Source organism: Variovorax nitratireducens, from assembly GCF_051216545.1.
In the GTDB taxonomy this organism is placed as follows: Bacteria; Pseudomonadota; Gammaproteobacteria; order Burkholderiales; family Burkholderiaceae_C; genus Variovorax.
In genome coordinates this window covers 1,027,704-1,045,666 of sequence record NZ_JBPJZO010000001.1, presented here as the reverse complement: position 1 = coordinate 1,045,666, position 17,963 = coordinate 1,027,704, and the positions used below count along the sequence as shown (strand labels likewise).

General features: G+C 61.6%; 22 protein-coding genes and 2 pseudogenes. 21 read left to right on the top strand and 3 right to left on the bottom strand.

The window, feature by feature from the left end; genetic code table 11:
* The first annotated feature begins 90 nt into the window (after positions 1 to 90).
* The 6 genes and pseudogenes from ACSFA8_RS04965 to ACSFA8_RS04940 all read left to right on the top strand — a co-directional run bounded on the left by ACSFA8_RS04965 (position 91) and on the right by ACSFA8_RS04940 (position 3,591).
* Positions 91 to 690 (top strand): TetR/AcrR family transcriptional regulator, encoded by a 600-nt coding sequence (locus ACSFA8_RS04965; protein ID WP_435478372.1) that lies wholly within the window; start codon positions 91 to 93, stop codon positions 688 to 690.
* Positions 691 to 938: 248 nt separating this feature from the next.
* The gene (locus ACSFA8_RS04960) at positions 939 to 1,418 is read left to right on the top strand and encodes a DUF2147 domain-containing protein (RefSeq protein WP_435478463.1); all 480 of its coding nucleotides are present in this window, start codon (positions 939 to 941) and stop codon (positions 1,416 to 1,418) included.
* Between the two features lie 9 nt (positions 1,419 to 1,427).
* Positions 1,428 to 2,429: an NADP-dependent oxidoreductase gene (locus ACSFA8_RS04955; RefSeq protein ID WP_435478371.1), complete on the top strand. Its 1,002-nt coding sequence runs from the start codon at positions 1,428 to 1,430 to the stop codon at positions 2,427 to 2,429.
* 35 nt (positions 2,430 to 2,464) lie between these two features.
* A complete protein-coding gene (locus ACSFA8_RS04950) occupies positions 2,465 to 3,169 on the top strand; it encodes an SDR family oxidoreductase (RefSeq protein WP_435478370.1) in 705 nt (234 codons plus the stop codon).
* 18 nt (positions 3,170 to 3,187) lie between these two features.
* Positions 3,188 to 3,331: pseudogene (locus ACSFA8_RS04945) on the top strand (alpha/beta fold hydrolase); the annotation flags it as partial.
* A 62-nt stretch (positions 3,332 to 3,393) separates the two neighbouring features.
* Positions 3,394 to 3,591, top strand: coding sequence for an alpha/beta fold hydrolase (locus ACSFA8_RS04940; RefSeq protein ID WP_435478369.1), 198 nt, complete (start codon positions 3,394 to 3,396; stop codon positions 3,589 to 3,591).
* A gap of 49 nt (positions 3,592 to 3,640) precedes the next feature.
* Here the strand turns inward: ACSFA8_RS04940 and ACSFA8_RS04935 are convergent, their stop codons facing one another.
* Entirely contained in the window at positions 3,641 to 4,822 is a 1,182-nt protein-coding gene (locus ACSFA8_RS04935; RefSeq protein ID WP_435478368.1) for a thiolase family protein, read from the bottom strand.
* Between the two features lie 370 nt (positions 4,823 to 5,192).
* Between ACSFA8_RS04935 and ACSFA8_RS04930 the strand changes: the two genes are divergently transcribed.
* The 9 genes and pseudogenes from ACSFA8_RS04930 to ACSFA8_RS04890 all read left to right on the top strand — a co-directional run bounded on the left by ACSFA8_RS04930 (position 5,193) and on the right by ACSFA8_RS04890 (position 10,811).
* On the top strand, positions 5,193 to 5,774 hold the full coding sequence (locus ACSFA8_RS04930; protein WP_435478462.1) for a TetR/AcrR family transcriptional regulator: 582 nt from the start codon (positions 5,193 to 5,195) through the stop codon (positions 5,772 to 5,774).
* Positions 5,775 to 5,814: 40 nt separating this feature from the next.
* Complete coding sequence (locus tag ACSFA8_RS04925) at positions 5,815 to 6,309, top strand: alpha/beta hydrolase (RefSeq protein WP_435478367.1); 495 nt, start codon at positions 5,815 to 5,817, stop codon at positions 6,307 to 6,309.
* Positions 6,310 to 6,411: 102 nt separating this feature from the next.
* Positions 6,412 to 6,786, top strand: a complete 375-nt coding sequence (locus ACSFA8_RS04920) for a hypothetical protein (protein WP_435478366.1) — start codon at positions 6,412 to 6,414, stop codon at positions 6,784 to 6,786.
* Positions 6,787 to 6,898: 112 nt separating this feature from the next.
* Positions 6,899 to 7,069: a hypothetical protein gene (locus ACSFA8_RS04915; protein WP_435478365.1), complete on the top strand. Its 171-nt coding sequence runs from the start codon at positions 6,899 to 6,901 to the stop codon at positions 7,067 to 7,069.
* Positions 7,070 to 7,338: 269 nt separating this feature from the next.
* Positions 7,339 to 7,683 carry a DUF4148 domain-containing protein gene (locus ACSFA8_RS04910; protein WP_435478364.1) on the top strand — a complete coding sequence of 115 codons (345 nt, stop codon included), beginning with the start codon at positions 7,339 to 7,341 and terminating at the stop codon, positions 7,681 to 7,683.
* Positions 7,684 to 8,268: 585 nt separating this feature from the next.
* Positions 8,269 to 8,427 (top strand): annotated as a pseudogene (locus ACSFA8_RS04905) (TetR/AcrR family transcriptional regulator); the annotation flags it as partial.
* A gap of 176 nt (positions 8,428 to 8,603) precedes the next feature.
* Positions 8,604 to 9,491 carry an alpha/beta fold hydrolase gene (locus ACSFA8_RS04900; protein WP_435478461.1) on the top strand — a complete coding sequence of 296 codons (888 nt, stop codon included), beginning with the start codon at positions 8,604 to 8,606 and terminating at the stop codon, positions 9,489 to 9,491.
* Positions 9,492 to 9,568: 77 nt separating this feature from the next.
* Positions 9,569 to 10,414, top strand: a complete 846-nt coding sequence (locus ACSFA8_RS04895; RefSeq protein WP_435478363.1) for an alpha/beta fold hydrolase — start codon at positions 9,569 to 9,571, stop codon at positions 10,412 to 10,414.
* Positions 10,415 to 10,442: 28 nt separating this feature from the next.
* Complete coding sequence (locus ACSFA8_RS04890) at positions 10,443 to 10,811, top strand: helicase (protein WP_435478362.1); 369 nt, start codon at positions 10,443 to 10,445, stop codon at positions 10,809 to 10,811.
* 53 nt (positions 10,812 to 10,864) lie between these two features.
* On the opposite strand, the gene ACSFA8_RS04885 is transcribed toward ACSFA8_RS04890, so the two are convergent.
* Positions 10,865 to 11,482 carry a MarR family winged helix-turn-helix transcriptional regulator gene (locus tag ACSFA8_RS04885; protein ID WP_435478361.1) on the bottom strand — a complete coding sequence of 206 codons (618 nt, stop codon included), beginning with the start codon at positions 11,480 to 11,482 and terminating at the stop codon, positions 10,865 to 10,867.
* A gap of 110 nt (positions 11,483 to 11,592) precedes the next feature.
* Here ACSFA8_RS04885 and ACSFA8_RS04880 point away from each other — a divergent pair, with 110 nt between their 5' ends.
* The 6 genes from ACSFA8_RS04880 to ACSFA8_RS04855 all read left to right on the top strand — a co-directional run bounded on the left by ACSFA8_RS04880 (position 11,593) and on the right by ACSFA8_RS04855 (position 16,262).
* Positions 11,593 to 12,393, top strand: a complete 801-nt coding sequence (locus tag ACSFA8_RS04880) for an SDR family NAD(P)-dependent oxidoreductase (protein WP_435478360.1) — start codon at positions 11,593 to 11,595, stop codon at positions 12,391 to 12,393.
* A gap of 67 nt (positions 12,394 to 12,460) precedes the next feature.
* Positions 12,461 to 13,537 (top strand): alkene reductase, encoded by a 1,077-nt coding sequence (locus ACSFA8_RS04875; RefSeq protein ID WP_435478359.1) that lies wholly within the window; start codon positions 12,461 to 12,463, stop codon positions 13,535 to 13,537.
* A gap of 71 nt (positions 13,538 to 13,608) precedes the next feature.
* Positions 13,609 to 14,490 carry a phospholipase D-like domain-containing protein gene (locus tag ACSFA8_RS04870; RefSeq protein WP_435478358.1) on the top strand — a complete coding sequence of 294 codons (882 nt, stop codon included), beginning with the start codon at positions 13,609 to 13,611 and terminating at the stop codon, positions 14,488 to 14,490.
* Positions 14,491 to 14,522: 32 nt separating this feature from the next.
* Positions 14,523 to 14,903: a phospholipase D-like domain-containing protein gene (locus ACSFA8_RS04865; RefSeq protein WP_435478357.1), complete on the top strand. Its 381-nt coding sequence runs from the start codon at positions 14,523 to 14,525 to the stop codon at positions 14,901 to 14,903.
* Positions 14,904 to 15,132: 229 nt separating this feature from the next.
* A complete protein-coding gene (locus ACSFA8_RS04860; protein ID WP_435478356.1) occupies positions 15,133 to 15,882 on the top strand; it encodes a TerC family protein in 750 nt (249 codons plus the stop codon).
* Positions 15,883 to 16,022: 140 nt separating this feature from the next.
* The gene (locus ACSFA8_RS04855) at positions 16,023 to 16,262 is read left to right on the top strand and encodes a hypothetical protein (protein WP_435478355.1); all 240 of its coding nucleotides are present in this window, start codon (positions 16,023 to 16,025) and stop codon (positions 16,260 to 16,262) included.
* A 259-nt stretch (positions 16,263 to 16,521) separates the two neighbouring features.
* On the opposite strand, the gene ACSFA8_RS04850 is transcribed toward ACSFA8_RS04855, so the two are convergent.
* Complete coding sequence (locus tag ACSFA8_RS04850) at positions 16,522 to 17,943, bottom strand: hypothetical protein (protein WP_435478354.1); 1,422 nt, start codon at positions 17,941 to 17,943, stop codon at positions 16,522 to 16,524.
* Between the last annotated feature and the right edge of the window lie 20 nt (positions 17,944 to 17,963).

The window sequence follows — 17,963 nt, the reverse complement described above, 5'->3', positions numbered from 1 at the left end:
ACTGTAGCGCTGCGCCTTTCGCAGTCGGGTGTCAGCGGCACGGTTCATGTCCGCGGGGCCGAGGTTCATACCGCACCGCGCAAATAATGTATGATGCGCATCATGCGACAAACAAAGCCCAATGTCAGGACAGCGGCCAAGGAAGCCTCGCACGAGCGCATCGTGTCCGTCGCTGCGCGGGCGATCCGTCGCAGTGGCTACGACGGCACCGGCGTCGCCGACATCATGAAGGAAGCCGGCCTGACGCATGGCGCCTTCTACGCCCATTTCGCGTCGCGCGAGGCCATGCTGGCAGAAGCAGCGACTCGGGCGTGCGCCGATTCGGCCGCCGTAGCGGCAGGCGTTGTGGCCGGGGTGCCTTCCGAACAGGCGTTGGCGTCCATGCTTCGCTCGTATCTTTCGCGGGAGCACCTGGAGCAGGTTGAAATGGGATGCCCCCTGGCCGCGCTGGGCTCGGAGACGCCGCGCCAGGCACCCGACGTCCGCCGGGTGACCACCCGGCACATCAAGGAACTGATTGATCTTGTCGCCCGCCAGTCGCCTGACTGGGGGCAGCCCGCTGCGCACGAACGGGCACTCTTGACCGTCGCCGCCATGGTGGGCACATTGCTGTTGGCGCGTGCGGTCGACGAGCCCGCGCTGTCGGACAGCCTGCGCGAGGCCGCACTGAAATACCTGGCCCCCGCCTGATCCACGGGGACACGCTGCCTTTTTGCGCGCCTATAAATATGACAAACATCATGCGAAATGAGCGTGGCGCCCCCACAAGCTTCTGGCCGCCAGCGAACTCGGCGCATGGGCTCGAATAGGAAAGGTGCGCGGCCGCACGGTCGTCGATGTCAATGCGTGACGGTGCGCCAGCGGATCCGCGTGACATCACCTGCTCTCATTCAGGCCACAGCGCACCCAACGCAACGAAACCCAATTCATTCACGACCATGAACCCTGTATCTCGCTCTCTCCCGCTCCTGTCCGCGCTCGCGTTCAAAGCCTTCATCGCGGCCGCAGCGCTCACGACGCTGCCAGTCTGGGCAGATGAGGCATCGCCCATAGGCCTGTGGAAGAACGTCGACGACGTCAGCGGCAAGCCGCGGGCACTGATCCGCATCACCGAATCGAATGGAGCCTTGCAGGGCAAGATCGAGAAGGTGTTCCCCGCCCCGAATGAAGACGCGAATCCGAAGTGCGACAAGTGCGAAGGCGCGAACAAGAACGCGCCGGTCATCGGTCTGGTGATGCTCAGCGGCCTGACCAAAGAGGGCGATGAGTATGTCGGCGGCCAGATTCTCGATCCGGACAACGGCAAGGTCTATCGCAGCAAGGTGCGTGTGACCGAAAACGGCAAGAAGCTCAGCGTGCGTGGCTACATCGGTGTGCCAGTGCTGGGCCGTTCACAAACCTGGTTTCGCCAAGATTAAGGGGAAGACATGAAAGCATTTGTTCTCGAGCGATATGGCAAGAAGCGCGCATTGCGGTCGGCGGACATGCCGACCCCGGAGTTGCGCGATGACGAGGTCTTGGTCGAGGTTCATGCCGCTGGCGTGAACTTGCTGGACTCCAAGATCAGGGACGGTGAGTTCAAGCTCATCCTGCCGTATCGCCTGCCGCGCATCCTGGGCCACGACGTGGCAGGCGTCGTGGTCAAGGTTGGATCACGCGTGCGGCAGTTCAAGCTGGGCGATCAGGTCTACGCGCGGCCGGATGATTTCCGGATCGGCACGTTCGCCGAATTCGTCCCCGTCAAGGAAGCTTCCCTGGCGCTCAAGCCCAAGAGTCTGACGATGGAAGAAGCCGCTTCCATCCCTCTGGTGGCATTGACGGCTTGGCAGGCGCTGATCGAGAAGGCCAACCTGAAGAAGGGGCAGCAGGTCTTCATTCAGGCTGGCTCCGGTGGCGTGGGCACTTTTGCCATCCAGCTGGCCAAGCATCTGGGCGCAACCGTTGCCACGACAACGGGCACGACCAATGTCGCGCTCGTGAAGAGTCTGGGCGCAGACATCGTCATCGACTACAAGACGCAGGACTTCGAGGATGTCTTGCGTGACTACGACGTTGTGCTGAACAGCCAGGACAGCAAGACGCTCGAGAAATCCCTCCGCGTGCTCAAGAGCGGCGGCAGGCTCATCTCCATCTCCGGACCGCCCGATCCCGAATTCGGCAAGGAAAGCGGGGCACCCGGCTTCGTGAAACTGGTCATGCGGCTGCTGAGCTCGGGAATCAGACGCAGGGCAAAGCGCCGCGGGGTCAACTACTCCTTCCTTTTCATGAAGGCGAACGGGAGCCAGCTGCGCGAGATTACCCGCCTCTTCGATGCTGGCGTTATCCGCCCCGTAATGGACCGGGTCTTCCCGTTCGAATCAACCAACGAGGCCCTGGCCTATGTCGAAGCAGGCCGTGCCAAGGGCAAGGTCGTCGTCAAGATCAAGTGAGCCTGGCTTTTTAACCCCAACTTTTGGAGATTCCCATGAAGATTGAAAACGCTGTTGTCCTCGTCACGGGCGCCAATCGCGGCATCGGATTGACGTTCGCGCGCGAACTGCTCGCCCGCGGTGCCCGCAAGGTCTACGCCGGCGCGCGCGACCCTGCAACCATCACACAATCCGGTGTGGAGGCCCTGCGGCTCGACGTCACCAAGCCGGAAGACGTGGCGGCCGCGGCAGCGCTGGCGTCGGATGTGACGCTGGTGATCAACAACGCCGGCATTGCGCAGCCGGGAGGTTTTCTCGCAGCCGATAGCGAAGACGTCGCACGGCGCATCTTCGAGACCAATTTCTTCGCCGTATTGCGTATGAGCAAGGCCTTCGCGCCGATTCTCAAAGGCAACGGCGGTGGCGCGTTGCTCAACGTCTTGTCGGTCGCCTCATGGGTGAACGGCGGCGAGTTGGCGGCCTATTCGGCGAGCAAGTCCGCAGCCTGGTCGCTCACCAATGCCCTGCGCAACGAACTGGCAGCGCAGAAGACGCAAGTGCTGGGGCTGCACATGGCCTACGTTGATACCGATCTCACGCGCGGGTTCGATGTCCCGAAGTCCAGCCCTGAAGACATCGTCAAGCGTGCGCTCGACGGACTCGAATCGGGCTTCGATGAGGTGCTGGCCGATGAACTCACCCTGCAGGTCAAGCGAGGGATGACGGCGGCGCGGCCGAGCTACCTTCCGCAGGCGTCCTGAGATCACCCGGCGACATCGATGGAGGAGATGGCCAGGGACGACATCACCTTCATTGAGGCCATGGGTCTTGACCAGGTAGACCTCTTCGGGTTCTCCATGGGCGGGATGATTGCGCAGGAGATCGTGCTGATGAAGCCACAACTCGTGCGCAAGATGATCATCACGGCAGGCGCAGTTGAAAGCAATTCGCCGGTGGGGCGAAGAGTCCCGCGGACCTGTCAAAGATGCAACACCCTGTTCTCGTTGCGAACGGCGACGGTGATCGCATGGTTCCGAGCAAGAACACGTACGATCTGGCGCAGCGCCTTCCGAACAGCGAACTCATCATCTATCCCGATTCCGGACACGGTGCAGTGTTCCAGTTCCATGCTGACTTCGTGCCAAGGCGCTTAAGTTCCTTTCGCGCTGACCGATCGACGTGAACGCCTTGGGGCTCCAATGCTCCTGCAGACGGATGCCGCCGCGCTGTGATCAAGCGCGCTCCAGACACAAGGCGATGCCTTGACCGCCGCCGATGCAAAGCGACACCACGGCTTTGCTGCCCCCGGTGCGATGCAGCGCATGGGCCACCTTGGTGATCAGGATCGCCCCAGTTGCGCCGATCGGATGCCCGTGCGCAATCGCGCCGCCGTCGACATTGAAACGCGACGGATCGATGTCCAACTCGTCGCGCACAACGATGGCAATGGCAGCGAAAGCCTCGTTCACTTCGAAGCGGTCGACCTCGCCGATATTCCAGCCGGCGCGATCCAGGGCTTGGCGGATCGCCGGCAAGGGACCCAAACCAAAGAAGCCGGGTTCGACGCCGGCAACACCGATGCCGCGGACGACAAGCATCGGCTCGAGCCCGGCATCGCGTGCCATCGCGCTGTCGCAGACGATCATCGCTGCGGCGCCCGCGTTGACACCTGGCGCGTTGCCGGCGGTGATCGTGCCATCGGGGCGGAACACCGGCTTCAGCCGGGCGAGCGTTTCCGCCGTCGTGTCGGGACGATTCGATTCATCCGCGGCAAATGAGATCGGGGCTTTCTTGCCTTCGAGGGACAGCGGCTCGATTTCGTCCTTGAACCACCCGGCTGCTTGAGCGGTGGCAAAGCGCTTCTGACTTTGCGCCGCGAACGCATCCTGCTCCTCTCGCGTGAGGCCGTGCTTTTGCACGAGGTCTTCGGTGTGCCATCCTGAATGCCGCGTCGAGAAGGCATCGTGCAAACCGTCCAGCAACAGCGAGTCGACCGCTTCCGCGTTGCCCATCCGCGCGCCGAACCGCATGCCGGGCAGCAAGTAGGGTGCCCGGTTCATGTTCTCGACGCCGCCCGCGATCACCATGCGCGACAGTCCCGCGGCGACTTCTGCATAGGCCGTGGCCACGGCTTGTGCGCCTGAGCCGCACACGCGATTGACCGTCATCGCTGGCACAGCCACCGGTAGCCCACCGTGGATCGCGGCCTGCCGCGCGACGTTCATGCCGTTGCCAGCCTGTATGACATTGCCCATCACCACTGAATCAATCAGTGTGGGATCTAACCTGGAGCGACGCAAGGTAGCGGCGATGGCGTGAGCACCTAGTGTGCTCGTCGGCGTATCTCTTAACGCACCGCCGAAGCTGCCGATTGCGCTGCGAACGGGCGAACAGATGACGACATCCTTGCTCATGGGAATCCTTCGAGGGTTGTTGACTGTTTTCGAGGCTCACCCGCGTATACGCTGGGCTTTCGGTATTCGCGCCCGATCATTGCGCACGCGAACAGATAGTTCCAACGCGCACGCTCGCAGGTAGCGGGCATGGCTGTCTCCGTGATCCAAGGGCTCGCCTCAGGCTCTCCGCGCGCCCAGAGGGTGTTCGCGATCTGCATGAAGCCAACGCCAGCCGATTAAGATGATATACATCATATATTACGATCAACATCTGGACTCGTCAAGGATTCTTCCAAGAATCATTTGTACCCGCCCCGGCTAGCTGGTGCTCAGGTTGCCTGGCATGCTGAAAGTCGATATGATGAAAATCATAAAACAACATTCAGCCATGAAACGAGCCCTACCTAGTCGCAAGGAAGCGTCGCACGAACGCATCGTCGAGGCGGCCGCGCGTGCCATTCGGCGCAGCGGCTACAGCGGAACCGGTGTCGCCGACATCATGAAGGCTGCTGGCCTGACTCACGGCGGCTTCTACGCCCACTTCGCGTCGCGCGAGGCGATGCTTGCCGAGGCGGCGGATCGCGCTGGCGCCGAAGCTGTCGCTACGTCGGCGCGCATCGCGGCCGGCGCGCCGCCGCAGCATGCGCTGGAGTCGCTGGTGCGCGCGTATCTCTCAAGGGAACATCTCGAAGGCATCGAGCGGGGTTGTCCAGCTGCCGCACTGGGCTCGGAGATGCCGCGCCAGGCGCCCGAGGTGCGGCGAGCCGCCACTCGCCGTATCAAGGAGTTGATCGATCTCGTCGGCCGCCAGGCGCCCGACTGGGGAGAGCCGGGTGCCCACGAGCGCGCACTCGTCATGGTGGCCACGATGGTCGGCGCCCTGTTGCTGGCGCGCGCTGTCGATGACCCGCGCCTTTCCGACGGGCTGCGCGAGGCCGTGCTGAACCACCTCGTCCCGGCTAGCGACTGACATCCCGTGAGCCATAGCGGCGCACAGCCTGAACACAAATATGATGAATATCATGCATATAGGTACGATGATTGACGCCAATGTTGTGCGCCCGCATCCCGAACAGGTCGCACGAGCCTTTCTGACGCCGCGACGTCCGCCGCAGCGCCAGCCGCTAATGCTCGAAAGCGGTGAGGCGCTGCGCATCGCGACGCCGGATGGCGAGGTTGCACTGCAGCGCGCCGGTAGTGGTCCTGCGGTGCTGCTTCTTCACGGCTGGGAGGGGCAGGCTTCCGATCTGGCTGCCTTCGCCCCCCCGCTGCTCGACGCCGGCTTCAGCGTCCTTGCAATGGATCTTCCGGCACACGGTGACTCTGCCGGACGGCAAACGTCGATCCCACAGTCCGCCCGAGCGTTGCGCGCGGTGGGCGAAGCGGTGGGTCCGCTGCAGGCGGTGATCGCGCACTCGATCGGCTCGGCGGTGCTGGCGGAAGCGCTGCACGCGGGGCTGGCGGCGCCTCCTGGGCAACCCGGCAGTCATCGCGGCCGCGATTGACTTTGTCGCCATCAACCACTGAATGCCACGCTCGAACCGCCGACGTGGCGCTGAACACAACAACCCGATACTCCCATGAGGCCAGCCCCTTCGCAGAATTCCTTGATCCAGCACATTCTGGATGCTGTCGACCAACTGCTTGTCGAGCTCGAGACTCCTGCAGCAAAGGTTCCTCGCTTGCGATCCACGAATCTTGCTCCAATCTCGCCCGACGAGCGAGCAAGACGGATCCATCTTGAGGAGCGCTGGTACCACGCACAACCCGAACAAACTGCAGCGCTCTCTAGCCTGGCCGCTGCGAGTGCCTTGCTGCGCGTGACGCAGCTGCTTCTGAACCGCTCGGCATCACCGTCCCCGAAGGAGCGCTTTCAAGAGTGGAACGATCTGAGTGAACTCACGAAGGAAGCGGGGCGATCTGCGTATCGCGCGGCGTTGATTCTGGCCGATCCCGAGTGCGCGGTGCCGTCCGGTTGCTGAGGGAATGGGTGAGTCGGTGCACGGCTCGCCTGCCCAGCGGGTGCGCATGCGTTGCTCCGCGAGCATTGCTCATGCCTAACGATCAAGGTTACCGACGCTGCGCGCTCTGCTGGTGTCTAGCGCCATCGCTTCCTTGCTCGGCCTCAACGGCTTGTCGAGCTTTGCCAAGAACGAGGCCGCCGATAAGCCCCTCGTGTTCTGGCAGCCGCTCCCTTTAGCGGCCCGTCAGCGTCCTTTTTTCCCATCATTTTTGCTCGGCCAGAAAATCAACCGTTTTCGCTGAAAAGCTAAGCATCTTGACTTCCTAGCACTCAACGCAAGAGGTCATTCACGGAGCCAATAGTGAATTCAATCCGCCTTTGCGTGTGAGATGGCTTGAGTTAGCGGTAGCACGAAGCTAGCATTCACGTGGCAAGGCGATTGTTTCATTGTTAGAAACACGGTGTGTCCTAAATGCGTGATCCGATAGACAGTTCAACTGTGAAAATCAGCGCAGGCGGATCGAAAAGAACGCCTGCTAAGCACCGTATTACCAACACTTGGAAAACCGCCATGAAGACCATGAACATTCTTTTCGCCGCTGCACTGACTCTCGTGGTTGCAACTGGCGTTCAAGCCGAACCGTATGACGGCGTCCACCCTGCCGTCTCGGCCAGGATGCGTGAAGACGTCAACGCTGAAGCGGTGCGCACCGCATCGGCTCCGAATCAGAACGTAGCCCGTGGTTCCCGTGGCCCGGAAACGGTCGCCATCTCGAAGGATCGATCTATCGTCGAAGCGGAAGCAATTCGTACTGCTTCGGCTCCCGACCAGAATGTCGCTTCGGGCTCGCGCGTCAACAGCAAGGTCATCTCGACGATCTCTAGCCCTGCGGACGCACGCGCTCAAGCGAAGTAGCTTCTGGGCCGGTCGGTCAAGGAAGGCGGATCAGTTTGTCCGAACTCAAGGGCTTCGCAGAACGCGAAGCCTTTTTGACTTGAATCGCGGCCACAACTCGGGAGGCGTCATCGCGGGAGCGATGGTTTGCAAGTTCAAGTCACCTCCCTGTCCGCCTGCGAGAAGCTGACCGAACGTCACGGCCTGACGCTCGGCACAGTCTTGTTAGACCGCATGATGCCCAGACCCAGGGCAGCCAGCACTGGGCGGCTTTGGCCTGCCGCCGCAGTGCCTAGTCTCAGTTCTTCACGCCAAAAGCACGTCGAAGACTAGCGCGTTGAAGTCCCGGAACGGCTCTTCAGCCTTCGCCACCTTCGTCCGGATGATTCCGCTGCAAGAAGCAGCAGGCCACTCTGTCCAGGTTCTCAAGGGCGCCGTCCGTTGCCGGACGCTCGTCGACGTGAACAACTGACCCCACTGCAACTGGGCAGGCAATGCCATGAAACTGAACTTGCGAAAGGTCGCGATTCTGATCGCGCTGAGTTTCTTCGCCCTGGCAACCCACGGCGTTGCAAGACATCACAGCGCACGTTTCGCGACTCCTGTATGATGCTCATCATGTCGAAATCGAACGCAAGAACACTTGCCAAGGAAGCCTCGCACGAGCGCATTGTGTCTGCAGCTGCGCCGGCCATTCGTCGCAGCGGCTTCGACGGCACCGGAGTCGCCGACATCATGAAGGAGACCGGCCTGACCCATGGCGCCCACCTGAATCTACCGGCACATGCTGTTTCTTTTTAGCTTTACATATGATGGTCATCCTTCGAAATACGTTCTCACCTCAATCCCAACGCGTCACCCCGGCCGTGGGCGTCTCCACCATCCGCCATCTGCTGAAGGCTTCAGCCCTGCTCTTTGCGCTAACCGCGCCATTCGTCTCGATGAATGCAGTGGCCAGCGATGCCTCGGCTTCAGCGACAGCACCCCAAAAACAGGTCACTTGGAAGAACGTGCCAACGCGATCCATTTCCGCTGGAGGCATCGACTTCGCCTACCGAGAACTTGGACAACAGAACGGTGGCACGCCCGTGGTGTTTCTCACCCATCTGGCCGCCGTGCTGGACAACTGGGATCCTCGTGTCGTCGACGGCTTTGCGGCGAAGCATCACGTCATCGCCTTTGACAACCGCGGTATCGGCGCATCAACCGGTACGCCGTCCAATTCAATGGAGCAGATGGCAGCCGACGCGATCACCTTTATCAGAGCCAAGGGATTCAAGCAGGTCGACCTCTTCGGTTTCTCCATGGGGGGAATGATCGCGCAGGAGATCGTGCTGAAGGAGCCGCAACTGGTTCGCAAGATGATTCTCGCGGGCACGGGCCCGGCCGGCGGCGAGGGCATCAGCAGGGTGGCTGGCGTTGCGAACTACGACCTGATCCGGGCTTCTCTCACGGGCCAGGATCCCAAGCAGTTCCTGTTCTTCACGCGTACGCCCGGTGGCATCTCGGCCGGAAAGGACTTTCTTGCCCGTCTGAACGAACGTTCCGAAAGCCGCGACAAGGAGATCACTGTGGCGGCGTACGTCGCGCAGCTGCAGGCATTGAACGCCTGGGGTCAGAAGAAGCCTGCAGATCTTTCGGTGGTCAGGCAGCCTGTTCTCGTTGCCAACGGAGATCAGGATCGCATGGTGCCCACGCCGAACTCGCACGATTTGGCGCGGCGCCTGCCGAACACTGCCCTCGCCATCTATCCCGATGCCGGGCACGGCGGCGTCTTCCAGTTCCATGCCGCCTTTGTGCCACTGGCACTTGAATTCCTGGCGCGTTAAGGCGACCAAACCACCCATCAGCCTCGCCGTTGCAACTGGCAGCGAAGCCAAGCGAACTCCCATAGAAAAGTCACAACATGATCGATACACACCTCACTGCACCAACCCGCTTCGTGGAAGTCGATGGCGACAAATTTGCTTATCGCCGCTGGGGCAACAGTACGGCTGGCCAGCCGCCGCTGTTCTTCATCCAGCACTTCCGTGGCGGCATGGATCACTGGGATCCGCTCATGACGGATGGCCTTGCTGCAGGCCGCGAGGTCATTCTTTACAACGGGCGCGGCATTGCGTCGTCCTCGGGCCAGCCTCGCGCGCGGATTGAACTGTGGGCCGACGACGCAGCTGCCGTGATACGCGCACTGGGACTGCAGACGGTCGATGTCCTGGGCTTCTCGATCGGAGGCTTTGTGGCCCAGGATCTGACCCGGCGCCATCCTGACCTGGTGCGCAAGCTCATGCTCCTGGGCACCGGGCCGCGTGGCGGAAATCCCGATTCTGATCCTGGCGTGCTGGAGCGGGCACCGCGCCCGGTCCCGGTCTTGGACGATTTCCTGTTCCTGTTCTTCGGCCGCTCCGAGGCCGCGCAACAAGCTGGCCGAGCGTTCTGGGAACGCCGTCACCAGCGCGTGGATCAAGATCCACCGAGTTCACCAGCAGTGATCCAGGCCCAGATCGAGGCCAACATGCACTATCTGCCGAAGCTCGATCCCAAGGCCCCGTTTGCTCACCTGCGAGAGATCAAGCAACCGACGTTCGTCCTGAATGGCGTTGACGACGTGATGATTCCAACCATTAACTCCTGGACCATGGCCCAGAACATCCCCAATGCGCAGCTCTTCATCTATCCGGATGCTGGCCACGCGGCTCAATTTCAATGCCCCGAGCGCTTCCTGAAGCACGCGACCCAGTTCCTCGGCGAATGAGCCGGCCAGACAAGAAAGACAGTACGCGATGCTGAAGTTCAAGTTTCTCCTCTGGGTGATGTCGAAGCTCATGCAGAGGGCCATCAATACCCAAGCCACCTGCGCCAAATACGTGGCGGGCAAGCGACTGGAATTCCAGATTCAAACGCGTGATGGTGTTGGGCGGCACTACCGCATCGAGGACGGCAAAGTGAGTTCCGCCGCGGGCCTGTCCAGGGCACCCAGGTTCACCATGACCTTCAGGAGTGCCGCGAAGGGGTTCGAGGTTCTGTCTGCCAAGGATGGCAAGGAAGCCTTTCTGGCGGCCTTGCGTGACGAAGACCTGGTCATCAGGGGCGACTTCGTCGAGGTGATGTGGTTTCAGGGCTTCACCGAATTTTTGCAACCGGCCAAATAGGTCAAAAGCAAGGACGATATGAAAGCACTGACCTTTAAACTTCAAAGCGCGAGTCAACGCACTGTTGGCTCATCTGCGCGGTGATCAGAACGATCCTCGCCAGCTTGCTCAGTGCCGAGGGCAGCCAATTGGGCCGGCGGGCGACTCTCCGCCTTATAGGCAACCAGAAACGCGTCGGAAGCCACCTGATCAGCCAGGGCCCTCAAGCTCGCAGCCGAAGCGGGGCCCAGAACGGCCTCCACTTGGTCGTTTGCTGCGGCCCAGCGCACCGCTGCTTCTGAAAGCCGTGTCTTGCCAAGCGGGGTCAGAACGCCGTGTTTGGTCCGCCGGTCTTTGGCGTCCGGATGCAACTCAACGATTCCATCGCGCACCAGCGGCCTGAGCGCATGGGTAAGTGCCGAAAGCTGGATAGCGAGCCGGGTCGCCAGATCCTGCAGCGTCGGTCCTTGTTGATCGGCACCCATGAGCTTTGCTATTTCTGCAATGAGCGCGAGCTGCGTCGCTTTGAGGTTCAACGGCGCCAGCGCTTCGTCGTACAGCTGGCCAAGCCTGCGAGCCGCGAGGCGCAGCGCTGTGTTCGTGCAGACACGCCCGCCCAAGATGCCCTGCTCATCTGCGGCCGGCTTATCCAGGCTGTTTTCCGGGGCAACGAATTTTGTGGAAATTCCCATACATTGAAAATGGTTGAGGGCTGCACCATCCACAACCGGCGGCTGGTCAACCCTACATTTGAGCCCTCAACCTTTTTGGTTGAGCACTCAATTTTATTGGAAAGCTATCAATGACAAATCCCAGTTCCCGAAAAGTCGCCCTTGTCACCGGGGCTTCCTCCGGCATCGGAGCCGTGTATGCGGACCGCCTCGCTGCGCGCGGCTACGACCTCATTCTTGTCGCCCGGCGCGCCGACCGCCTCGAAGCCCTCTGCGCGCAGGTCACGAAGGCGCACGGTATCAAGGCCGAGCCGATCACGGCCGATCTGACCAAGGACGAGGATCTGGCGCTGATCGAGACAATTCTGTCCACCAACGCCGACGTGCGCGTCCTGATCAACAACGCCGGCATTGCGCGACTGGGTCCGTTGGCCCAGAGATCCGCAGGTGACGCGCTGTCGCAGATCGCCCTCAACGTCACGGCGCTGACTCGCCTGACCCAGGCGGTCGTGCCGGCCTTCATCGCAAGAAACGACGGAGTGATCATCAACATCGCTTCGGCGCTGGGCATCCATGCGCTGCCCATCAGCGCCGTCTACAGCGGCACCAAGGCCTTCGTACTGCAATACAGCCGAGGCCTGCAGGCAGAACTGGCCGGCACCGGGGTGAAGGTTCAGCTGATCCTGCCGGCCTCGACGGCAACCGAGATCTGGGACCTGTCGGGCGTCCCGCTGGCGGCCCTCAACAAGGACGCCTTGATGACGACCGAGCACATGGTCGATGCGGCGCTTGCGGGCTTGGATCAGGGCGAAGCGATCACCTGGCCGTCGGTCGCCGATGCAACGCTGTGGGAGAAGTACGAGGCAGCGCGCTCCGCACTGTTCGCCGCCACCCAGGTTGGAACGCCGGCCCCGCGCTACCGCATCGGCTGAGCCCTCAGGCCACGATCCCGGCTCTCTCTTCTTCTCTTTCCTCTTCCAATTCCTCCAGGACAGCTCAATGCTTTTCGACGCCTTCTCCCTGCGCGCCACCCCGCTCAAGAACCGCACCGTAATGTCGCCGCTCACGCGCAGCCGCGCGAGCGACAACAACACGGCCAACAGCCTGATGGCCACCTACTACGCCCAGCGCGCGAGCGCCGGCCTCATCATCACGGAAGGAACCTCGCCGTCGCCCAACGGCTTGGGCTATGCCCGCATCCCGGGTCTGTTCAATGACGCCCAGGTGCAAGGCTGGAAGCTGGTGACCGACGCAGTGCATGCCAAGGGCGGCAAGATCGTCGTGCAGCTGATGCATACCGGCCGGGTGTCCCACCAGGCCAACCTGCCGGCCGGCGCCGAAGTGCTTAGCTCTTCATCAGAGACCTGCCCTGGCGAGATGTGGACCGATACGCAAGGCAGCCAGCCGCACACGCCGCCGCGCGCCATGACCGAGGCCGACATCCAGGTCGCGATTGGCGAGTACGCAACGGCCGCGCGCCTTGCCATCCAAGCCGGCTTCGATGGCGTCGAATTGCACGCGGCCAACGGTTACTTGCTCGAGCAGTTCCTGAACGCCAACGTCAACCGCCGCACTGATGGCTACGGCGGCACGGCCGAAGGGCGCAACCGGCTGGTGCTCGAGGTCGCCCGTGCTGCAGTGAAGGAAATCGGCGCTGAGCGGGTCGGCATCCGCCTTTCGCCTCACGGCGTGGTCAACAGCACCGGCGCATTCGAAGGCGTGGACGAGCAGTACCTGGCTCTGGTCAAGGAACTCTCCGCGCTCGGCCTCATGTACGTTCACGTCCTGGACCATTCGGCCATGGGTGCCCCGCCCGTCCCCGCAAAGCTGAAGACCGATTTGAAAGCTGCGTTTCACGGCCCCTTCATCCTCGCCGGCGGGCTCAACAAAGCCAGCGCACAACAGGCGCTGAGCGAAGGCCGGGCGGACCTGACCGCCATGGGCAGGCCTTTCATCGCCAACCCTGACCTGGTCGATCGCATGCGCCAGGATGCGCCCTTGAACGCTCCTGCCACGGACACGTTCTACACGCCCGGCGCCAAGGGCTACACGGACTATCCGGCGCTCGCCGGTTAAGCATGGTGACCGGCGCATCCAGCGGCATTGGGCGCGGCAATCGCGCATGAGTTCGCGGCGCTCCGCGTTCGATGATGCAGCTTCTTCAGGACACGCAGGCCGAGGGAAGGCTCTTCCCGCGAGGTGCTCAGGTGCAGATCGTCAAGGCCGGCACCCGCGCACTGCTGCGGCCCGATCCACGCGCTCACACCACGCTGTGCGCCGTGGTCCTGAAGAGGCACGCCAGCTTCTTCGGACTTTGTTGCCTGTTGATTGTGGCGGCGCTTCTGGGAGGTTGCGCGTCGCTGCAGGCGCCCAGGCCGGTGCCACCCACCTATGCCGTTCAGGATGTAGCTTCAACACGGCTTGCGCGCATCGCAAAGCAAAACACTCTCCCTGGTGCTGCAGAGCTTTCGGGGTTCCGCTTGCTGCCGGAGGCGCCCTTCTCGTTCAATGCACGCATTGCCCTGGCAAGCCGTGCTGAGAAGTCGATAGACGCGCAGTACTACGAACTGCGCAACGATGGCGTGGGCCGGCAGTTCCTGCGTGATCTGCGCGATGCCTCGCTGCGTGGCGTGCGGGTGCGACTGCTGGTGGATGACCTGCACATGTCTGACGCAGATGAGCTGTTCAGCTCGCTGGCGGCTTACCCCAACGTGGAGGTGCGCCTGTTCAATCCATTGCCGGCGCGATCGGGTTCATTGCTGTCGCGCATCGTTTTCTCGCTGCACGAGTTTGGCCGCATCAACCATCGCATGCATAACAAGCTGTTCATCGTCGACAACAGCTTTTCCGTCTCGGGTGGCCGCAACATAGCCGACGAATACTTCATGCAGGACGGGCAGGCCAACTTTATCGACATGGATGTGCTGGCCAGTGGGCCGGTGGTGCTCGAGCAGTCCGCCGCATTCGACCTCTACTGGAACAGCGAGCAGGTGATGCCGGTTACGCCCGCTATCGCAAGGAAATATTGAAGCTGGGGGTCGTCATCTACGAACTCAGTCCCATGCTGAGTCAGCGCTCGGGACGATTGGGCGAATTCGGCAAAACCACGGGACGTCTGCATGGCAAGACGGCCGTTATCGACGACAAGCGGGTATTCGTAGGATCGATGAACCTGGATGGGCGCTCTGCCAGCCTTAACACCGAGATCGGCCTGGTGATAGACAGTCCCGAGATCGCCGCAGACATCAATCGCATCATATCGATCGATCGATATACCAGCGCGTACCTGGTGCGAATAGGGGCTACGGGTGGCGTTGAGTGGGTCGAGCAGGACAGCAACGGCACGACGACGGCCGTTCACGAGGACGAACCGGAGACCAGTTGGTTCATCAAGAGCAAGAACTGGCTGCTCTCCCCGTTCGTGGCCGAAGAGTTGCTGTAGCGCAAGCGCGCCCAGCGGCGCCAATGCCGCGCCGGGCCAAGGCGGCTCGATTCATCCAATATTCATGTGTGCGTCAGGCGGCATTCATGGCGGGACGGAAGAATGAAGTCCTGTATCGCACACGCGATGCAGCACCGGAGTTGGAGAAGCTCATCAAGAAGTCGTGCGGCATTCTCTGCGCCTCCTTCTGACCGGCCCTTCTCGACTCTTCCCTGCTGAAAGAACTTCAATGCTCGAACTCCTGACCGATCCTCAAGTCTGGATCGCCTTCGCCACGCTGACCGCGCTGGAGCTCGTCCTGGGCATCGACAACATCATCTTCATCGCCATCCTGGTCGACAAGCTGCCTCCTGACCGGCGCGAATTCGCACGCCGGATCGGGCTGTTCATGGCCATGTTCATGCGCATCGGCCTGCTGCTGGTACTGGCCTGGATCGTCGGCCTGGTGGCCCCGCTCTTCTCGGTGCTCGACCAGGAGATCTCCGGCCGCGACTTGATCCTGATCCTGGGTGGACTGTTCCTGATCTGGAAGAGCACGAGCGAGGTTCACCAATCGCTGGAAGGCGGGCACGAGCAGAAGTCCAGTGCCGTCAAGGCCAGCTTCTCTTCCGTCATCCTCCAGATCATGCTGATCGACCTCGTGTTCTCGCTGGACTCGATCATCACGGCCGTCGGGATGGTGGATGACGTGCGGGTCATGATCGCTGCGGTGATCACCTCGGTGCTCCTGATGATGCTGTTCGCCGGCCCGATCGGCCGCTTCGTCTCCAACCACCCCACCATCAAGATGCTGGCCCTGGCCTTCCTGGTGGTGGTGGGCGTGGTTCTGGTCGCGGAGGGCTTCGACCATCACGTGCCCAAGGGCTATGTGTACTTCGCCATGGCCTTCTCCGTGGCAGTGGAGATGCTCAACATCAGGATGCGTAAGAAGTCGGCCAAGCCGGTGGAGCTGCGCCCGCCCCATATGCCGGGGGGCTGAAAGGCTGGCCGTGCGCTGCGACGGCAGTGTCATGCGAATGCCGCAGTGCAGGGGGCCTGAACCTCCGCCTCAGAAATGACAAAGTGGTTAGCAACTACCAAGCTGCGAACCCCGCGCCTCCCCAAACCACGGAGTAAGACATGGCAACGGCGAAGTTCCTCGACACCTACGACATCATTGAGTTCTCCATCGAAATGGAGGGCGGAAAGAAGATCTGCGGGATTAGCCGAGAGGCGCTCGAGGATCACTTCGGCGCTACGAAAGACACGGCAGTGGCGGTTCTCCTGAGCAACCTGAACACCATTGCGCCAGTCGCCGAACGAGTTGCACGTAGCACCCCGCCGGGCGAGCAGGTCTTGGTCGAATCGACGCACTTCTGAGCGATTCTTTTCGGGTAGGATCATGCGCCGCCAGCCGACGTTGGGGAGGGTCATACCTGATCCTCCTCATGCTGAAGTCCGAGAACCTTGCGCCTATATCGAGTTTCAGCTTTTGGCCCGTTTGCTGAAGATGTAGCTCCGCTTCAGTGCAGTGACTCAGATTTAACCTCGCGCTAAAACTACACGCTCAAAGGAGCCGCAACTACTTCCATGGCCAAAGCCTGATCGCAGTCTTGCAGTCCCTTCAAGCGCTACCCTGTCAGTCCACCAGTCCAATCTGCATGTAGCCGGCGACCGGACCTGTGCGTGCTCCAACAACGGCGGAGAGCACTCCGTTCTGCGCACCAAAGTACCTGTCCGGTCCAGCAAAGTTGATTCCTGCCAGTCCTGGCGGAAGGGTCGAGAAGTTCAGTGGATATGCCAGGCTCCCAATAGTGCCGTCGCCCCTCGTGACCGTGGATCCGTACGTCGTTGCATCGAAATTCACGGAGCCCCAAGTTCCGCTGGTATCACCGCCTGTGGAGGCGGTGATCGCCCAGGTGGCGGAAGCAGCCAGACCGATCCGAAAGACATTCATGGTGGGCGTGTTGGCAACAGGGCCGGCTGCAAAATAGGCGGGCTGGCCACCTATCTGCGCAATGGAAAAGCTGCCTGTGTCGGACGGGTCGATGACGTTCTCGATGCGCCACAGGTCGGACGAGGCGCCCGGGGTTACGTTGTAGGTCAGCAGCGACACAGTCGGGCAGGAGTCAACGGCAGTAATCGCGACCTCATTGCACAACAGGAACACCGTGCCACCCCCCGTGATCTTGGCCTGACGGATGTTGGAGTCGCGTGTTGTCGCGGTCAGGTTGATGCCCAGCCGGGTAAAGGTTCCGTCGAGCTGGGCTTGCGTGGTGATGAACGTACGTGCTGCCACGAACGCCTGTACGCCAAAATTCGATGGCGAACTCGATAGGGCAAACGGGAACGAGCCGACGATGGCATCGGTCGTCACTCGGAATCGCGCATTGTTCGTTACGGCGATGTTGCGGGCGCTCGCGAACAGATAGCTGCCGGCGCGCGTAGGGTCCGCCTTGATGGCATCCGAGATCGCGACACCTGCAGAGTCCGTCATGGTGTACGACATCGTGTCAAAGTTGATGGCGAGCGTCTGTTTAGTTCCGTTGGTGGCAAACACTTTGTAGGTGCCGTTGCGTGCATCCCCCCCAGCGACGTTGAGCACGGTGTCCTTGGTTAGCGCACTGTTGGAAGTTGCCTTGGCGCTGACCGTGTAGGTACTGGCCGCCGTGGTCGTGTTAATCAACTGCGCCGACCATTTAGCCGAACTGACGTCCGCGCTGATCGGGGTGATGGCGCTGGCGGCACTGGCCGCCGGACTGGTTGTCCACTCTGCTGCCTGGCTTGGCGTGATCGCAATGGTGTCGCCTGCCTTGACGCTGTATTGCCCATTTGCATCGGCTGTGGCTGCGGCGCCGTTGACCGAGACGCTGACCGTCAATGGGGCGGCCGGGGTTGTCGGGGCGACAGGTGCGATCGGCAAGAAGCCCCCCCCCGATCCTCCCCCACCGCCGCCGCAACCCACCAGACTACTGGCGAGTGCCACCGTTCCCACCGCCATCACGAACCACTTCATATCTGATCCTTCGTTATTGTGAAACGCCCGCGCCTTGCGCGCCAAGCTGAAGGATCGTAATGGGA

Excerpts from the sequence above, each read along its gene's own strand:
- ACSFA8_RS04900 (WP_435478461.1), top strand. The coding sequence starts at position 8,604 with ATGAATGCAGTGGCCAGCGATGCCTCGGCTTCAGCGACAGCACCCCAA.
- ACSFA8_RS04860 (WP_435478356.1), top strand. The coding sequence starts at position 15,133 with ATGCTCGAACTCCTGACCGATCCTCAAGTCTGGATCGCCTTCGCCACG.
- ACSFA8_RS04890 (WP_435478362.1), top strand. The coding sequence starts at position 10,443 with ATGCTGAAGTTCAAGTTTCTCCTCTGGGTGATGTCGAAGCTCATGCAG.
- ACSFA8_RS04960 (WP_435478463.1), top strand. The coding sequence starts at position 939 with ATGAACCCTGTATCTCGCTCTCTCCCGCTCCTGTCCGCGCTCGCGTTC.
- ACSFA8_RS04940 (WP_435478369.1), top strand. The coding sequence starts at position 3,394 with ATGCAACACCCTGTTCTCGTTGCGAACGGCGACGGTGATCGCATGGTT.
- ACSFA8_RS04965 (WP_435478372.1), top strand. The coding sequence starts at position 91 with ATGATGCGCATCATGCGACAAACAAAGCCCAATGTCAGGACAGCGGCC.
- ACSFA8_RS04925 (WP_435478367.1), top strand. The coding sequence starts at position 5,815 with ATGATGAATATCATGCATATAGGTACGATGATTGACGCCAATGTTGTG.
- ACSFA8_RS04895 (WP_435478363.1), top strand. The coding sequence starts at position 9,569 with ATGATCGATACACACCTCACTGCACCAACCCGCTTCGTGGAAGTCGAT.
- ACSFA8_RS04955 (WP_435478371.1), top strand. The coding sequence starts at position 1,428 with ATGAAAGCATTTGTTCTCGAGCGATATGGCAAGAAGCGCGCATTGCGG.
- ACSFA8_RS04875 (WP_435478359.1), top strand. The coding sequence starts at position 12,461 with ATGCTTTTCGACGCCTTCTCCCTGCGCGCCACCCCGCTCAAGAACCGC.
- ACSFA8_RS04910 (WP_435478364.1), top strand. The coding sequence starts at position 7,339 with ATGAAGACCATGAACATTCTTTTCGCCGCTGCACTGACTCTCGTGGTT.
- ACSFA8_RS04855 (WP_435478355.1), top strand. The coding sequence starts at position 16,023 with ATGGCAACGGCGAAGTTCCTCGACACCTACGACATCATTGAGTTCTCC.
- ACSFA8_RS04935 (WP_435478368.1), bottom strand. The coding sequence starts at position 4,822 with ATGAGCAAGGATGTCGTCATCTGTTCGCCCGTTCGCAGCGCAATCGGC.
- ACSFA8_RS04950 (WP_435478370.1), top strand. The coding sequence starts at position 2,465 with ATGAAGATTGAAAACGCTGTTGTCCTCGTCACGGGCGCCAATCGCGGC.
- ACSFA8_RS04865 (WP_435478357.1), top strand. The coding sequence starts at position 14,523 with ATGCTGAGTCAGCGCTCGGGACGATTGGGCGAATTCGGCAAAACCACG.
- ACSFA8_RS04885 (WP_435478361.1), bottom strand. The coding sequence starts at position 11,482 with ATGGGAATTTCCACAAAATTCGTTGCCCCGGAAAACAGCCTGGATAAG.
- ACSFA8_RS04880 (WP_435478360.1), top strand. The coding sequence starts at position 11,593 with ATGACAAATCCCAGTTCCCGAAAAGTCGCCCTTGTCACCGGGGCTTCC.
- ACSFA8_RS04930 (WP_435478462.1), top strand. The coding sequence starts at position 5,193 with ATGAAACGAGCCCTACCTAGTCGCAAGGAAGCGTCGCACGAACGCATC.
- ACSFA8_RS04870 (WP_435478358.1), top strand. The coding sequence starts at position 13,609 with ATGATGCAGCTTCTTCAGGACACGCAGGCCGAGGGAAGGCTCTTCCCG.